Here is a 15062-nt window from a genome sequence, read left to right as displayed (position 1 = left end):
GATGACGATCAGGGAGCAGATGGAACAAAGAGAACTAGAATATTTAAGTCCTTATGCAGCGATGAGTGTAAACTCCAAAGGCCGTGACAGAGAGGAGATTCCATGCGATATCCGTCCAGTATATCAAAGAGACCGGGATCGGATCTTACATTGTAAGGCGTTTCGGCGACTAAAGCAGAAAACGCAGGTATTTTTGATGCCGAAAGGAGATCATTACCGGACGAGGCTGACACATACGTTGGAAGTATCACAGAATGCCCGGACGATCGCCAAGGCACTGCGGCTCAATGAAGACCTGACGGAGGCGATCGCGCTTGGACATGATCTTGGACACACGCCGTATGGACATGCCGGAGAGCGGGCGCTGAACCGCGTGTGCCCGAACGGATTCCGACACAATGAGCAGAGTGTCCGGGTCGTGGAAGTGTTGGAAAATCAGGGACAAGGCCTTAATCTTACAAAGGAAGTGAGGGATGGCATCTTAAATCATAAGACTGCAGGACGACCATCCACTCTGGAGGGCCAGATTGTCAGATTGTCAGATAAAATAGCCTACATTGCACACGATACAGACGATGCGATCCGCGGAGGAATTCTGACAGAGGAGAGAATCCCAAAGGAGTTTCGCAAGACACTCGGAGCCTCACCGAGACAGAGGATGAATGCGATGATCCATGACGTGATCACGCAGAGTATGGACTGCCCGGAGATTAGGATGTCACCGGAGATTGGGGAGGCGACTGCGGAGCTTCGGAAGTTTATGTTTGCGGAAGTCTATCAGAATTCCAGAGCAAAAGCAGAGGAGAAGAAAGCAGTACACCTTGTGGAGCAGCTCTATATGTATTACATAGAGCATATTTCAGAATTACCGGAAAAATATAGAGACAGAATCGAACGAGGAGAAGGCAAGAAAGAGCAAAACGTCTGTGATTTTATTGCGGGTATGACTGATTTATATGCCGTAAAGCAGTATCAGGAAATTTTTATTCCAGAATCTTGGAAAATTTAAAGGAAATGAGAAAGTTTTGTCGAATATTTATAACGTAAGGATTTTGAGACAGTTTTGGAAAGGGGGAAATCATGTATTATTCAGAAGACATCGTGGAAGAAGTCCGCATGAAAAATGATATCGTAGATGTGATTTCCGGCTATGTGAAATTGCAGAAAAAGGGAAGTTCTTATTTTGGACTTTGTCCATTTCACAGTGAGAAGTCCCCGTCGTTTTCTGTGAGCAGGGATAAACAGATGTACTACTGCTTCGGCTGTGGGGCAGGGGGCAATGTCTTTACATTTATTATGGAATATGAGAATTACTCGTTTGTGGAAGCATTAAAAATGCTTGCGGAGCGCGCGGGAGTGGAACTTCCGGAAATGGAATACTCTAAGGAAGCAAAAGAGAAAGCGAACCTAAAGAATACACTTCTGGAGATGAATAAGCTTGCGGCACGGTATTTTTACTCACAGTTAAAAGGGAAAAACGGAGAACATGCTTACCGTTATCTGACAGACAGAGGGCTTACCGATACAACAATCACACAGTTCGGACTTGGATATTCCAATAAATACAGCGATGATCTGTATAAATTTCTCAGGGAAAAAGGATATTCAGACGATCTGATCCGGCAGGCGGGACTGATCAATACGGATGAGAAACACGGAATCTATGATAAATTTTGGAACCGTGTCATGTTTCCAATCATGGATGCGAACAACCGTGTCATCGGTTTTGGCGGGAGAGTCATGGGGGATGGGAAACCGAAATATCTCAACTCGCCGGAGACACTGATCTTTGATAAGAGCCGGAATCTTTATGGATTGCATCGGGCGCGCACATCGCGAAAACCATATTTTCTGATCTGCGAGGGCTATATGGATGTGATCTCACTTCACCAGGCAGGATTTACCAATGCGGTTGCCTCGCTTGGAACAGCGCTGACAGCGGGACATGCCTCTCTGATCAAGCGGTATGTCAGTGAAGTCTATCTGACTTACGACAGTGATGAGGCTGGTACAAAAGCAGCTCTTAGGGCAGTGCCGATCTTAAAGGAAGCCGGGATCAGTGCAAAAGTGATCCGTATGGACCCATATAAAGATCCCGATGAATTTATCAAAAATCTTGGTGCAGAAGCATTTGAACAGCGGATTGGAAAGGCACGCAATGGATTTATGTTCAGCCTGGAGATTTTGGAGCGACAGTATGATATGCATACTCCGGAAGGAAAGACAGAGTTCTACTATGAGGCGGCAAAGAGGCTGGCGCAGTTCGAAGAGGAAATTGAGCGCAACAACTATATCGATGCCGTGGCAGAAGCTTACCATATCGGATATGATAGTTTGCGGAAATTAGTGGCGAAAGCGGCGGTGCAGTCGGGGATGGCGTCACCGGTGGCAAGACCGCGGACGACACATGCAAAAGAACAGCAAAAAGAAGATGGTATGCTTCAGTCGCAAAAGATTCTGCTTACGTGGATGATCGAAGATGAATCTCTGTTTGGAATGATCCGGAAATACATTATGCCGGAAGATTTTACTACGGAGCTTTACCGGACCGTTGCTTTACTGCTCTATGAGCAGTATGAGAAAGGAGAAGTCAATCCGGCAAAAATTATGAACCACTTCACAGATGAGGAGGAGCACCGGGAGGTGGCAGCTTTGTTCCATACGAAGATCAGGGAACTGACGACCAAAAGTGAGCAGGAGAAAGCACTCAAAGAGACAATCATCCGTGTGAAAGAGAACAGCATCGAGACGGCGACAAGAAATTTAGAACCGACCGATATTGTGGGATTACAGCGGTTGATGGAGAGTAAAAGAGCGGTGCAGGATCTGCAAAAACTGCATATTTCCATCAATTAAGGATAAAATAGAAACAGATTATGGAGGATAGACACGAATGGAAGAAAATACATTAAAACTGATTGAGAAAGTAAAAGAACTCATTGCACTTGGGAAAAAGAAGAAAAGCATTCTGGAATTACAGGAGATCAATGATTTCTTTTCAGATATGGAACTGGATTCTGAGCAGATGGATAAGGTGTTTGAGGCGCTTGAGGCGAGCAATATCGATGTGCTTAGAATCGGAGAGGGCGATGAGGACGACGATGATATCGAGATCATGCTCACAGAGGAAGATGAGGTGGATATGGAGAAAATCGACCTCTCAGTGCCGGATGGAATCAGCATTGAAGATCCGGTCCGGATGTATCTGAAAGAAATCGGAAAAGTACCGCTGTTAAGTGCAGAGGAAGAGATCGAACTTGCAAGAAGAATGGAAGAAGGCGATGAAGATGCGAAAAAGCGTCTTGCAGAGGCAAACCTCCGTCTTGTTGTCAGCATTGCAAAGAGATACGTTGGAAGAGGAATGCTGTTCCTGGATTTGATTCAGGAAGGAAATCTCGGTCTGATCAAGGCAGTAGAGAAATTTGACTACAATAAAGGATTTAAATTCAGTACTTATGCGACATGGTGGATCCGTCAGGCAATCACAAGAGCCATTGCAGATCAGGCGAGAACGATTCGTATCCCGGTGCACATGGTAGAGACGATCAATAAACTGATCCGTGTATCCAGACAACTGCTTCAGGAACTTGGAAGAGAACCGCTTCCGGAGGAGATTGCAAAAGAACTTGATATGCCGGTGGACAGAGTCAGAGAAATTCTTAAGATTTCCCAGGAGCCGGTATCTTTGGAAACACCGATCGGTGAGGAAGAAGACAGTCATCTTGGCGATTTCATTCAGGATGATAATGTTCCGGTTCCGGCAGAGGCTGCCGCAGCAACCCTTTTGAAGGAACAGCTGGATGAAGTGCTCAGTACACTGACAGACAGAGAGCAGAAAGTGTTAAGACTTCGTTTTGGTATGAATGATGGACGTGCAAGAACGCTGGAAGAAGTTGGAAAAGAATTTGATGTCACAAGAGAGAGAATTCGTCAGATTGAGGCAAAAGCGCTGAGAAAGCTTCGTCATCCAAGCAGAAGCCGGAAGTTGAGAGATTATCTTGACTAGAGAGGAAGGAAAAGTGATGACAGAATTATCAGAACGGCTGCGTGCTGTGGCAGATCTCGTGGATGATGGGATGGTTGTAGCAGACATCGGAACAGACCACGGGTATATTCCAATCGCACTTGTGCAGGAGGGAAGATGTCCGAGAGCAGTTGCGATGGATATCAATATCGGACCGCTTGACCGCGCAAGAGCACATATTCAGGCGGCAGAGCTTTCTGAAAAGATCGATACAAGAAGGTCTGACGGGATGAAAGAGCTAAAGGCAGAAGAGGCAGATTGTGCGATTATTGCCGGAATGGGCGGAGCATTGACGATCAAGATCTTGGAGGAGAGCAGTGCGACAGCAAGAAGTTTGAAAGCGCTGATCTTACAGCCCCAGTCGGAACTTTATAAAGTCCGGGAATATTTGGCAGAGCAGGGGTATGAAATACTTGCTGAAGACATGGTGCTGGAGGAAGGCAAATTTTATCCGATCATGAAAGTGTGTCCGGGAAGTCCTTATACACTGACGAAAGAAGAGGCATGTTATGGAAAAGAACTTCTTTCTCAGAGGCATCCGGTACTCCAAAGCTTTCTTCATAGAGAGCTGGATATGAAGCGAAAGGTATTAAGAGAATTGGACGATAAAAGTGGTGATCATATTTGCCAGAGAAGAGAAGCACTGCAGAAGGAGACTGCATGTGTAGAAGGAATCTTAGGACAGTGGGAATCTGGGGGGAAGCAAAAGAAATAGAAGAAACGGGAGGAAAGAGCGATGCTTTGTAAGGAATTGACAGAGAAAATCGAAGAAGTATATCCGGTTTCGTATGCATGTGAGTGGGATAATGTAGGGCTTCTTGTCGGACGAGCCAACAAAGAGGTGAAAAGCGTTTATCTTGCGCTGGATGTGACCGAGGAAGTAATCCAGGAAGCGGTTCGGGTGAAGGCAGATTTACTCATTACGCACCATCCATTGATTTTTAAGGGATTAAAGAAAATTTCAGATCAGGATTTTATTGGAAATCGTGTTGTACAATTGCTGCAGCACGATATTTCCTATTATGCGATGCATACGAACTATGATGTACTGCGGATGGCAGATCTTGCAGCCAACCGTCTAGGCTTACAGTCCATAGAGGTATTGGAACAGACTGAGCCAAAAGAACCGGAGAAAGGAATCGGCAAATCCGGGCAGTTTGCAAGTGCGATGACTGTGAGGGAATGCTGTGAACTTGTCAAAGAGCGGTTTGCCCTTTCGCACATAAAAGTGTTTGGGGATTTGGACAGAAAAATTCAGAGAGTGGCGGTCTGCCCAGGATCTGGGAAGAGTGTAATCGGGGAGGCGATCAGAAAGAAAGCAGAGGTGCTGATTACCGGAGATATTGATCACCATTCCGGGATAGATGCTGAGGCGCAGGGACTTACGATTATGGATGCCGGGCATTATGGAATGGAACATATTTTTATAGAGGACATGAGAAAGTTTTTGGAAGAAAGATTTGAAAAACTGGATATCAAGTGTGCTCCGATCAGTCATCCGTTTTCTGTTGTGTAGCATAGAATGTAAGATGACAGAGAAGAAAGAAGGGAAACAGGTGGAAAAACAGAGATATACCGTTCAGGTTGGGGAGGTACTCCGCCAGTATGAAGCGGGGACAACTTATGAGAAGATTTCAGAAGATTTTCAGGCAGAGTATGAAAATGATATTGTGCTTGTTTTTGTAGACAACCGTCTTCAGGAGCTTGGGAAAAAGTTAAAGAAAGACTGTGTATTAAAGTTTGTCACAACCGGTGAGGCAATTGGAAATCAGACTTACAGAAGGAGTATGAGCCTTCTGCTTGTGAAGGCTGTTTATAACGTGGCAGGGCATGAAAATATAGATAAAGTGAGAATCCTCTATTCTGTAAGCAAAGGGTATTATTGCAAAGTAGAGGGGAATGTTGTCGTCAATCAGGATTTCTTAAACCGGGTGACAATCCGTATGAGGGATATCGTAGAAGCAGACATACCGATTAAAAAGAGAAGTGTATCGACACCGGATGCCACAGCGCTTTTTCACCAGTACGGGATGGTGGATAAAGAGAAGCTTTTTGAGTATCGGAGAGGATCGAAAGTGAATCTGTACAGTTTGAATGAGTTCGAAGATTACTACTATGGGTATATGCTTCCGAGCACAAGATACTTGAAATATTTTGAACTGCATTTATATGATGAAGGATTTGTTATCCAAATGCCGGTAGCGTCAGCGCCAAAAGAGGTGCCGCCGTTTGTACCTCAGAATAAATTATTCCAGGTGTTGAAGGAATCTACAAGATGGGGAGATATGCAGGGAATTGAGACGGTCGGAGAGCTGAATGACATTATCACAAAGGGGGATATCCTTGAGGAGATGCTTGTGCAGGAGGCGCTTCAGGAAAGTAAGATTGCCTCGATCGCAGCGCAGATCGCAGCCAGACCGGAAGTGCGTTTTATTTTGATCGCAGGGCCGTCGTCTTCGGGAAAGACTACTTTTTCCCACAGACTGTCTGTACAGCTCAGAGTCAATGGGCTTGTGCCGCATCCGATCGCGGTTGACAATTATTTTGTAGACCGGGAACTGACGCCGAAGGATGAGAACGGTAACTACAATTTTGAATGTCTGGAGGCGATTGATCTAGAGAAATTTAATCAAGATATGACAGATCTTCTCGAAGGAAAGGAAGTACAGCTTCCGACATTTAATTTTAAGACTGGAAAGCGAGAATATATTTCGAAGCCGAAAAAGCTTGGGGCAAATGATGTCCTTGTCATCGAAGGAATCCACTGTCTGAATGATGCGATGACTTATAAGCTGGCAGCAGAAAATAAATTTAAAATTTACATCAGTGCATTGACACAGTTAAATATCGATGAGCACAACCGGATTCCTACGACGGACGGTCGTCTGATCCGCAGACTGGTAAGAGATGCGAGAACGCGGGGAACTTCTGCCCAACAGACAATCCGGATGTGGCCTTCCGTCAGACGCGGGGAGGAGGAAAATATTTTCCCTTATCAGGAAGATGCAGATGTTATGTTTAACTCTGCGCTGATTTATGAACTGGCAGTGTTAAAGCAGTATGCAGAGCCGATTTTATTTGGTATCGACAAAGAGTGTGAAGAGTATACAGAAGCAAAAAGACTTCTGAAGTTCCTCGAGTATTTTGTTGGTGTCGGAAGCGAAAATATTCCGAAAAACTCGCTTCTTCGAGAATTTGTCGGCGGCGGATGTTTTCAAGTATAGCAGGTGACAGTCATGTCAGAATATACATTGAGAGAGCAGAAGCTCAAACGAATGAAGGAACTGCGGCGCAGAAAGGTGCGGAGGCAGAAAATATTTCTCGGATGTACCGCCGGGGCAATCCTCTGTGTGGCTGCAGGGATCTTTGTGTATAGTAGAAGCTATACGTTAGACTTGAAGGCAAGGATACTTCCGGAAACTACAGTGGAAAAAGCAGTACCGCTGCTTGGAGGGAATATAGAACAGGCACTGGAACAGACGACAGAACTTGCAGTAAAAAATAGTGGAACAAAGGTCATTGCACATCGTGGGTACAGTTCTGAGGCGCCGGAAAATACGCTTCCTGCCTATGAACTGGCAGCGCAGAGTGGTGCATGGGGAATTGAGGCAGATATTCACCGGACTGCAGATGGGGCATTTGTATGTATGCACGATCCAACTGTAGATCGCATGACCGATGGAACCGGAGTGATTGCGGAGATGACCTTAGATGAGATCCAGATGCTGACAATTGACAGTGGAAGCAACAGTTGGGCATATCCATATGCATGGGTGCCGACCATGGAGGAATTTTTGGAAGTATGTCAACAAAGTGGTGCAAATGCTGTATTAGATCTTAAGTTTACCTCTGTAGAAGATATTATTTCGCTTGTGCAAAAAATACAGGAACTTGGGATGGAAGATTCCGTGGTATGTCTAAGCGGTAGTCTAGAGCAGCTAAAGAAGATCCGGGAATGTTCTGAGATTATCCGTATCAAATATCTGGTGGAGGAAGGGACGCAGGAAACAATCGACCAAATGGCAGAATTGACCCACAGTGGGATTGCAGCATCCAGAATCAGCAGCGATATGGTAGCATATGCAAAAGACAAGGGAATCAGTATCAACGTCTGGACATACAATGAAAGCTGGGAAAAGCAAGAGTGGACCAATCAGGAGATTGATTTTCTGACGACGGACGATCTTTCCACTTAGATGGAATATGTAAAAAGGATAGAACTATAGTAAATGAGCGTGGCGTAAAACAAGGGATTTCATAAGAAATCTATTTTACGTCACGCTCATTTTTACGTTGTGACCTTTTGAAAAATTGCCTGCATATCTTCTGGCAGAGGTGCTGTGAAGGTCAGTGACTGTTTTGTGATTGGATGGATAAAGGAGAGTCGGTAAGAGTGCAGTGCCTGACGGTCTATACAGTGATCCTCTGGATGGTAGAGAAAATCTCCCGGAAGCGGATGCCCAATATATTTCATATGAACACGGATCTGGTGGGTGCGCCCGGTCTCTAGTTTGAGAGAAACGAGAGAGTACCCATTTTGATAAGCAAGCCGGTGAAAATGGGTGCAGGCATAATCACCGTGCGCAAAGTCGACACAGCGCTCGATGGTAGAACCGTTTGCCCGCCCAATCGGTGCTTCAATCATCCCAGACTCTTCGACAAGACCGGTGGCAGCGGCAAGATATTCTCGATGAATCTCTCGTCTGGCGACCATATTGGACAAAAGAGAAGCGCTGTACATATGTTTGGCAATGATCAGAAGCCCGGTAGTATCCCGGTCTAAGCGGTTGATACAGCGGTAGGTGAAAGGAATGTTCTGAGAAGCAAAGTAGTAAGCAGCAGCATTGGCGAGCGTATTCTCATAATTTCCCTGAGAAGGATGAATCGGCATGCCGGAAGGCTTATTGATCACAAGCAGATCTTCGTCCTCGTATACGATTGGAAATGGAAGAGGCACGGGAACGATGTGCTCTGAGGAAGTTTCTTCCACGATGGAAATCGTAAGAAGATCTCCACTTTGTAGCACTTCGTGTACCCGTGCCCAGACACCGTTTCGGCAGATGCCGTCAGGTGTCCGCTTTAAATGCGTGATCACCTGACTGGAATACTGCTGTTGCTTTAGGAAAGACTGGATCGTCATGCCGGCCATTTCATGATGGATCGGATAGGTAAATGTCCGTTTCATTATTTTGATTTAATCTCCCTCCATAATTCATTGTATAGCACATCGTTCTCGTCGCCGAGGAACTGGAATGTCTCACACCGTTCTAATTCAGAAGCATCCGGAAATGCGATAGTGCTGTTGCGGATTGCAGGATCTTCGATCAGTTTTCTTGCTTCTATGTTAGGTGTTGAGTAAGTGATGTAGTCAAAGTTCATCTTGGCGATGTCTGGACGGCAGAGGAAGTTGATAAATGCCTCTGCATTTTCTTTGTGCTTTGCATTTTTTGGAATGACCCAGGAGTCGATCCATACGTTGGAGCCCTCTTTTGGAATCACATATTCCAGATCCGGATTTTCCAGCTGGGTATAAATAGCCTCTCCGGAATAGATAACACCAATGGCGGCTTCGTTTCCGATCATTTTATCGCGGACCTGGTCAATTACATATGCCTGCACAAGCGGTTTCTGTTCGATCAACAGTGCTTTTGCAGCTTCAAGCTCATCTAGGTCTGTGGAGTTTAAAGAATATCCAAGGTATTTCAGAGCAACAGCAAATGCATCGCGGACACTGTCCTGCATTAAAATATTGTCTTTGTATGTTTCGTCCCAGAGGACAGACCAGCTGTCGATCGGTTCCTCAACCATTTTTTTGTTATAGAGGATTCCGACAGTACCCCAGCAGTACGGAACAGAATATTTATTTTCTGCATCAAACTGGCGGGATTGCTCCATATACTGTGTGCCAATGTTTTTTATATTTGGAATATGATCAAAATTAATTTCTGCGAGCAAGTCATTCTCGATCATGCGCTGGATCATATAGTCGGATGGGCAGACAACATCGTAGGCGATGGCGCCGGACTGCACTTTTGGATACATGATTTCGTTTGTTTCGTATTCTTCATAGACAACCGAGATGCCGGTTTCTTCCTCAAATATAGTGATTACTTCCGGGTCAAGGTATTCTCCCCAGTTGTAGACAATTACCTGATTATCACCACTGACGGATCTCTTTGAACCGTAGAAAAATCCTCCGGCGATGATCACGATTGCCATAACTGCAGGAACGAGGCGCCGGAATACAAAGCGGGCAGCTTTACTTTTTTTGCTGACATATTTTCTAGTACTGCCTTCTTTGGAAGAAGGAGAAACATTGACGAGAATCAGCAAGATTAGCACGGATACAAACAACAAGGTCGAAAGCGCATACATCTCCGGTTTGATCCCTTTTCGAACTTCACTGTAAATTTTTGTGGACAGTGTGTCTACGCCTGGTCCTTTTGTAAAGTGAGTGATGACAAAATCATCAAGGGACATCGTAAAGGCAAGCAGAAATCCCGAGAAGACACCTGGAAGGATATCCGGGAAAACCACTTTGAAAAATGCATAGATCGGAGAGGCTCCAAGATCCAGTGCAGCTTCATAAGTCCGACGGTTTGTCTGCTTTAATTTTGGCATGACACTTAAGATGACATAAGGAATGTTGAACGTAATGTGTGCCATGAGGATCGTTGCAAATCCAAGTGAAAAGCGGAATGCGATAAATAAGAGCATTAAGGAAATTCCAGTCACGATATCTGCATTTAGCATCGGGATATTGGTGACAGCCATCATCGCTGTACGGACTCTTTTTCGCATTGCCTGAATGCCGATCGCGGCGGCGGTTCCGATGAGTGTGGCAATCAGCGCCGAAAGAAGGGCGATGATCAATGTTGTGTAGAGCGCATTCATAATCTGCTCATTCTGAAAAAGGGCAACGTACCATTTTCCGGTAAAGCCCCCCCATTTGGCGCGTGTCTTGGAATTGTTGAAAGACAGCACGACAAGGGTGATGATTGGGGCATAAAGTAAAATGAAAATAAGCCCCAGGTAGATTTTCTGTAATGTATTTTTAATCAAAATGCAGTTCCCTCCCCGTCTTTATCATATTTGGCGATGAGAGCCATACTTAAAATAATGAAGATCATCAGCACGAGTGAAAGTCCGGAGCCGACATGCCAGTTGCTTCCTTGTTTAAATTCCTGCTCGATGACATTTCCAATCAGAAGGATTTTACTTCCACCAAGAAGATCGGAGATGACGAAGGTTGTGAGTGCCGGAACAAATACCATGGTAATTCCGCTGATGATTCCCGGAACGGTCAATGGCAGTATGATTTTAAAGAAGGTCTGACGGTTGTTTGCGCCGAGATCTCGTGCGGCATTGATCACATCTTTGTCAATCTTTACGAGCACGTTGTAGATCGGAAGTACCATAAATGGCAAAAAGTTATAGACCATACCAAGAATGATCGCATAAGGTGTGTTGATGATCGCAAGCTGTGGCAGGTGGAAAAACGACAGAATACTGTTGATCACACCATTCTTTTCTAATAAAGTCTGCCATGCGAGCGTGCGGAGCAAAAAATTCATCCACATCGGAAGGATGAAGATCAATACAATAAAGCTTGTCTGGTTGACATTCATGGAGGCGAGGATCATCGCCAGTGGATATGCCATGACAAGGCAGATCAAAGTACTGATCAGAGACAAAAGAAGCGCAAGTCCGAGCGCTTTTAAGTTCTCCGGTGTTGTAATCTTTGCAAGGTTTGCAAAGGTAAAGGCACCATCCTGATCTGTCAGCCCATAATAGAAGATCATCAGAAGCGGGATGATGATAAAAGATACCGACCAGAATAAGTACGGTCCGGCAAGTAATTTTTTACTCTTCAACTGGAACCGCCTCCTCATCTTCAGATTCTGGCTTTTTCATAATCTGGATATCAAATGGATCTACTTTGATTCCAACAGTCGTGCCGACCGGAACCATGTCTGTACTATGTACAAGCCAGTCAAAGTTATTTGCGGAAACTTCCATCTCATAGTGAACGCCTTTGAAGATCAGGTGTGTCACGACTCCCTCGAGAAGTCCTTCTTCTGGTTTTACAAGATCAATATCTTCCGGGCGGATCACAGCATCGACGGGTTTGTTTTTGCCAAATCCTACATCGACACATGGGAAATTGACGCCGAGAATTTTTACCAGTTTATCTTCGACCATGACAGCCGGAAGAATATTGCTTTCCCCAATGAAGTCAGCGACAAATGCATTTTCCGGTTCGTTGTAGATATCTTCCGGCGTACCGATCTGCTGGATATATCCCTGATTCATCACGACGATGGTGTCGGACATTGTGAGCGCTTCCTCCTGGTCGTGAGTGACATAGATAAATGTAATTCCGAGTTCGTTTTTCAAACGGATCAGCTCATACTGCATATCCTGTCTCAATTTCAAGTCGAGAGCGCCTAAAGGTTCGTCGAGCAGGAGCACTTTTGGCTCATTGACGATCGCGCGGGCGATAGCGATCCGCTGCTGCTGTCCGCCGCTTAGAGAGTCCGGAGTACGGTTCTCGTAACCATCGAGGTTGACAAGCTTTAGCGCATAGCGGATTTTATCATTGATATATGCTTTTGATTTCCCTTTGATCTTCAGTCCAAATGCAATATTTTCTGCAATGGACATGTGGGAAAACAGAGCATATTTCTGGAAGACTGTGTTTAGCTGTCGCTTATTTGGCGGGACATTATTGATATTTTTTCCGTCGAAAATAATGTGTCCGGAATCACAGCTCTCAAATCCGCCCAGGATGCGGAGCAGAGTTGTCTTCCCGCATCCACTCGGTCCGAGCAGTGTCAGAAATTCATTCTCCCTGATATATAAGTTGAGTTCATCGAGGACGAGATTGTCCCCGTAGGATTTTGATACATTTACAATATCAATTAATTTGTTAGCCATATGCTCACTCCTCCTTCGTTTTGCTAAATAGATGTTTTGTACATGAAAACAATTAGAAATAATTAAAAACTGGGTGGTGTGCTTACCCAGATAAATTTTGCACCAGTCTTTTTTCCCGCACTGATCGAATGTTCACAGTTCGGGGTAAAATAGAAAGTCTCTCCCTTTTTGGCCGTGTATACCCGCTGCCCGAGATGGATATGGATCACTCCTTGAAGGACATATCCAAATTCCTCTCCCTCGTGAGGTCTGTCTGGGTAAGTGGAGCCTCCGGGGAGTAAGGTGACACGGATTGGTTCCATCATATTCTTCTGTGCATTCGGGATGATCCATTCAATGGTGTTGAGAAGTTCCGCGTCTGTTTTTTCAAAGAAATCTTCTTTAGGAAATACGATCTGCTCATCGGAGTCATCGGAGAAGAAATCTTTCAGATTTGTCCCGAGACATTGCAGTAGATCGACCAGCGTTGCAATCGAAGGGGAGGTAAGATCTCTTTCTATCTGGGAGATAAATCCCTTCGAAAGTTCTGCCCGATCGGCAAGTTCTTCCTGCGTAAGTCCTTTCTCCATGCGCAATTCCCTGAGTTTATTGCCTATATTCATATATACGGACATCCTTTCCATACGTATAAGTACTATTATAAATAAACAAAAAGTTTACTATTTCTAAACAAATGTGCCTATATTATTATACTCTATTTTAGGTAATAGTCAATCGGAAAATGAAGAAAAACAGACTTTGTTGAAGGTTATCCGCCTTGATAGATTATGCAGGTGATGGGACTTAGAAAAGAATTTCAGAAAAGATTAAGAAAGAATGAAAAGAAAAGTAAAAAAATTTTGTTAAACTAAAGACAGACAAAACGTTCGCGTACAATATTGTCTGAAAGAATATCATACACGAACGAAAAATATTATTAAAAATGGCTTATAGATTCTTTTGGATCTTATCTTTTGTAAAAGGAAAGAATCTTATCCAGTCTGGAACTCATGTTGGCAAATAACAGATCGATCAGTGTGAGTGCCACCATGGACTCTACGACAACGACTGCACGCGGAACGATGATCGGATCATGGCGTCCGTGAATCGAAAGATCGATATTCTCAGATGTAGTTGTCACAGTCTGCTGTACTTGTGAAATAGAAGGTGTCGGTTTAAACGCAGCGCGCAGGACAATGTCTGAGCCGTCGCTCATTCCTCCGAGGATTCCGCCGGAATGATTTGTCAGCTTTGAGATGGAGCCGTTTTCGCAGGTGAAGGCATCGTTGTTGATACTTCCATGAGAAGTGGCTGCCTGAAAACCGTCACCAATCTCCACGCCCTTGACAGCACCAATGGACATAACAGCTTTGGCGAGAGAGGCATCGAGCTTTTCAAAAACAGGCTCACCGATTCCGGCAGGCATTCCGTGAACGGTACATTCAATGATTCCCCCGGAAGAATCCTGTCTTTCCATACATTCTTTTAAGTATATTTCTGCCTGTCCGGCATATGTATTATTAGGCATATACAGAGCATTTTCCATAATCTCAGTCAGATGATATTCAGATGTAGGAACGGTAACAGGTCCGATCGACTTGGCGTAAGCCATGATAGTAATCCCCATTTCTGCGAGCAGTTTGGAGGCAATAGCACCGGCAGCGACACGGCCGATCGTCTCACGCCCGGAAGAACGACCACCTCCGCGATAGTCACGGAATCCATACTTGCTGTCAAAAGTAAAGTCGGCATGTCCGGGACGGTAGCAGGAAGCGATATTTCCGTAATCTTTGGAGCGTTGATCTTGATTGCGGACAATTAATGAAATTGGTGTTCCGGTCGTACGTCCTTCAAATACACCGGAGAGGATTTCTACTTGATCCGATTCGTTTCGCTGTGTCGTGTAGCGGCTTTGACCAGGCTTTCTGCGGTCGAGAAAGCACTGGATTTCTTTCGCGGAGAGTGCAAGTCCGGAAGGGCATCCATCGATGACGACACCGATTGCCGGACCGTGGGATTCTCCCCAGGTTGTGATGCGGAATGAATTTCCAAAATAGGAACCAGCCATATATAAAAACTCCTTTCGTGACAAAAATATTACAAACTTTTGTCATTATTATAT

General features: G+C 44.9%; 13 protein-coding genes. 7 read left to right on the top strand and 6 right to left on the bottom strand.

All coding sequences use genetic code 11. From position 1 onward, the window contains the following. Position 1: 1 nt before the first annotated feature. The 7 genes from EDD74_RS07035 (at position 2) to EDD74_RS07005 (ending at position 8220) form a co-directional block, all read left to right on the top strand. The gene (locus tag EDD74_RS07035) at positions 2-1009 is read left to right on the top strand and encodes a deoxyguanosinetriphosphate triphosphohydrolase (protein ID WP_116441858.1); all 1008 of its coding nucleotides are present in this window, start codon (positions 2-4) and stop codon (positions 1007-1009) included. Positions 1010-1080: 71 nt separating this feature from the next. Further along, entirely contained in the window at positions 1081-2856 is a 1776-nt protein-coding gene (dnaG, locus tag EDD74_RS07030; RefSeq protein ID WP_016439202.1) for a DNA primase, read from the top strand. Positions 2857-2893: 37 nt separating this feature from the next. Next, on the top strand, positions 2894-4006 hold the full coding sequence (gene rpoD, locus EDD74_RS07025; RefSeq protein WP_008976133.1) for an RNA polymerase sigma factor RpoD: 1113 nt from the start codon (positions 2894-2896) through the stop codon (positions 4004-4006). 16 nt (positions 4007-4022) lie between these two features. After that, positions 4023-4739, top strand: a complete 717-nt coding sequence (locus tag EDD74_RS07020; protein ID WP_008976132.1) for a tRNA (adenine(22)-N(1))-methyltransferase — start codon at positions 4023-4025, stop codon at positions 4737-4739. A gap of 21 nt (positions 4740-4760) precedes the next feature. Next, positions 4761-5540, top strand: coding sequence for a Nif3-like dinuclear metal center hexameric protein (locus tag EDD74_RS07015; RefSeq protein WP_008976131.1), 780 nt, complete (start codon positions 4761-4763; stop codon positions 5538-5540). A gap of 13 nt (positions 5541-5553) precedes the next feature. Further along, complete coding sequence (locus tag EDD74_RS07010; RefSeq protein WP_165851591.1) at positions 5554-7248, top strand: nucleoside kinase; 1695 nt, start codon at positions 5554-5556, stop codon at positions 7246-7248. Positions 7249-7260: 12 nt separating this feature from the next. Next, positions 7261-8220 (top strand): glycerophosphodiester phosphodiesterase, encoded by a 960-nt coding sequence (locus EDD74_RS07005; protein WP_116441859.1) that lies wholly within the window; start codon positions 7261-7263, stop codon positions 8218-8220. 92 nt (positions 8221-8312) lie between these two features. Here the strand turns inward: EDD74_RS07005 and EDD74_RS07000 are convergent, their stop codons facing one another. The 6 genes from EDD74_RS07000 to aroC form a co-directional block, all read right to left on the bottom strand. Further along, positions 8313-9209 (bottom strand): RluA family pseudouridine synthase, encoded by an 897-nt coding sequence (locus EDD74_RS07000; RefSeq protein WP_116441860.1) that lies wholly within the window; start codon positions 9207-9209, stop codon positions 8313-8315. Continuing rightward, on the bottom strand, positions 9209-11086 hold the full coding sequence (locus EDD74_RS06995; protein ID WP_116441861.1) for an extracellular solute-binding protein: 1878 nt from the start codon (positions 11084-11086) through the stop codon (positions 9209-9211). The genes EDD74_RS07000 and EDD74_RS06995 overlap by 1 nt, the downstream gene beginning before the upstream one ends. Further along, the gene (locus EDD74_RS06990) at positions 11083-11916 is read right to left on the bottom strand and encodes an ABC transporter permease (protein WP_008976126.1); all 834 of its coding nucleotides are present in this window, start codon (positions 11914-11916) and stop codon (positions 11083-11085) included. The genes EDD74_RS06995 and EDD74_RS06990 overlap by 4 nt, the downstream gene beginning before the upstream one ends. Continuing rightward, a complete protein-coding gene (locus EDD74_RS06985) occupies positions 11888-12961 on the bottom strand; it encodes an ABC transporter ATP-binding protein (RefSeq protein WP_008976125.1) in 1074 nt (357 codons plus the stop codon). Before EDD74_RS06985 ends, EDD74_RS06990 begins: the two co-directional genes overlap by 29 nt. Before the next feature lie 62 nt (positions 12962-13023). Continuing rightward, positions 13024-13563, bottom strand: a complete 540-nt coding sequence (locus tag EDD74_RS06980; RefSeq protein ID WP_016440220.1) for a helix-turn-helix domain-containing protein — start codon at positions 13561-13563, stop codon at positions 13024-13026. 344 nt (positions 13564-13907) lie between these two features. Further along, positions 13908-15008, bottom strand: coding sequence for a chorismate synthase (aroC, locus tag EDD74_RS06975; protein WP_116441862.1), 1101 nt, complete (start codon positions 15006-15008; stop codon positions 13908-13910). Positions 15009-15062: the final 54 nt, after the last annotated feature.

The organism is Faecalimonas umbilicata, from assembly GCF_004346095.1.
In the GTDB taxonomy this organism is placed as follows: Bacteria; Bacillota; Clostridia; order Lachnospirales; family Lachnospiraceae; genus Faecalimonas; species Faecalimonas umbilicata.
Note: the sequence above shows the minus strand (reverse complement) of the source record. Positions and strands in the feature narration are given on the sequence as shown.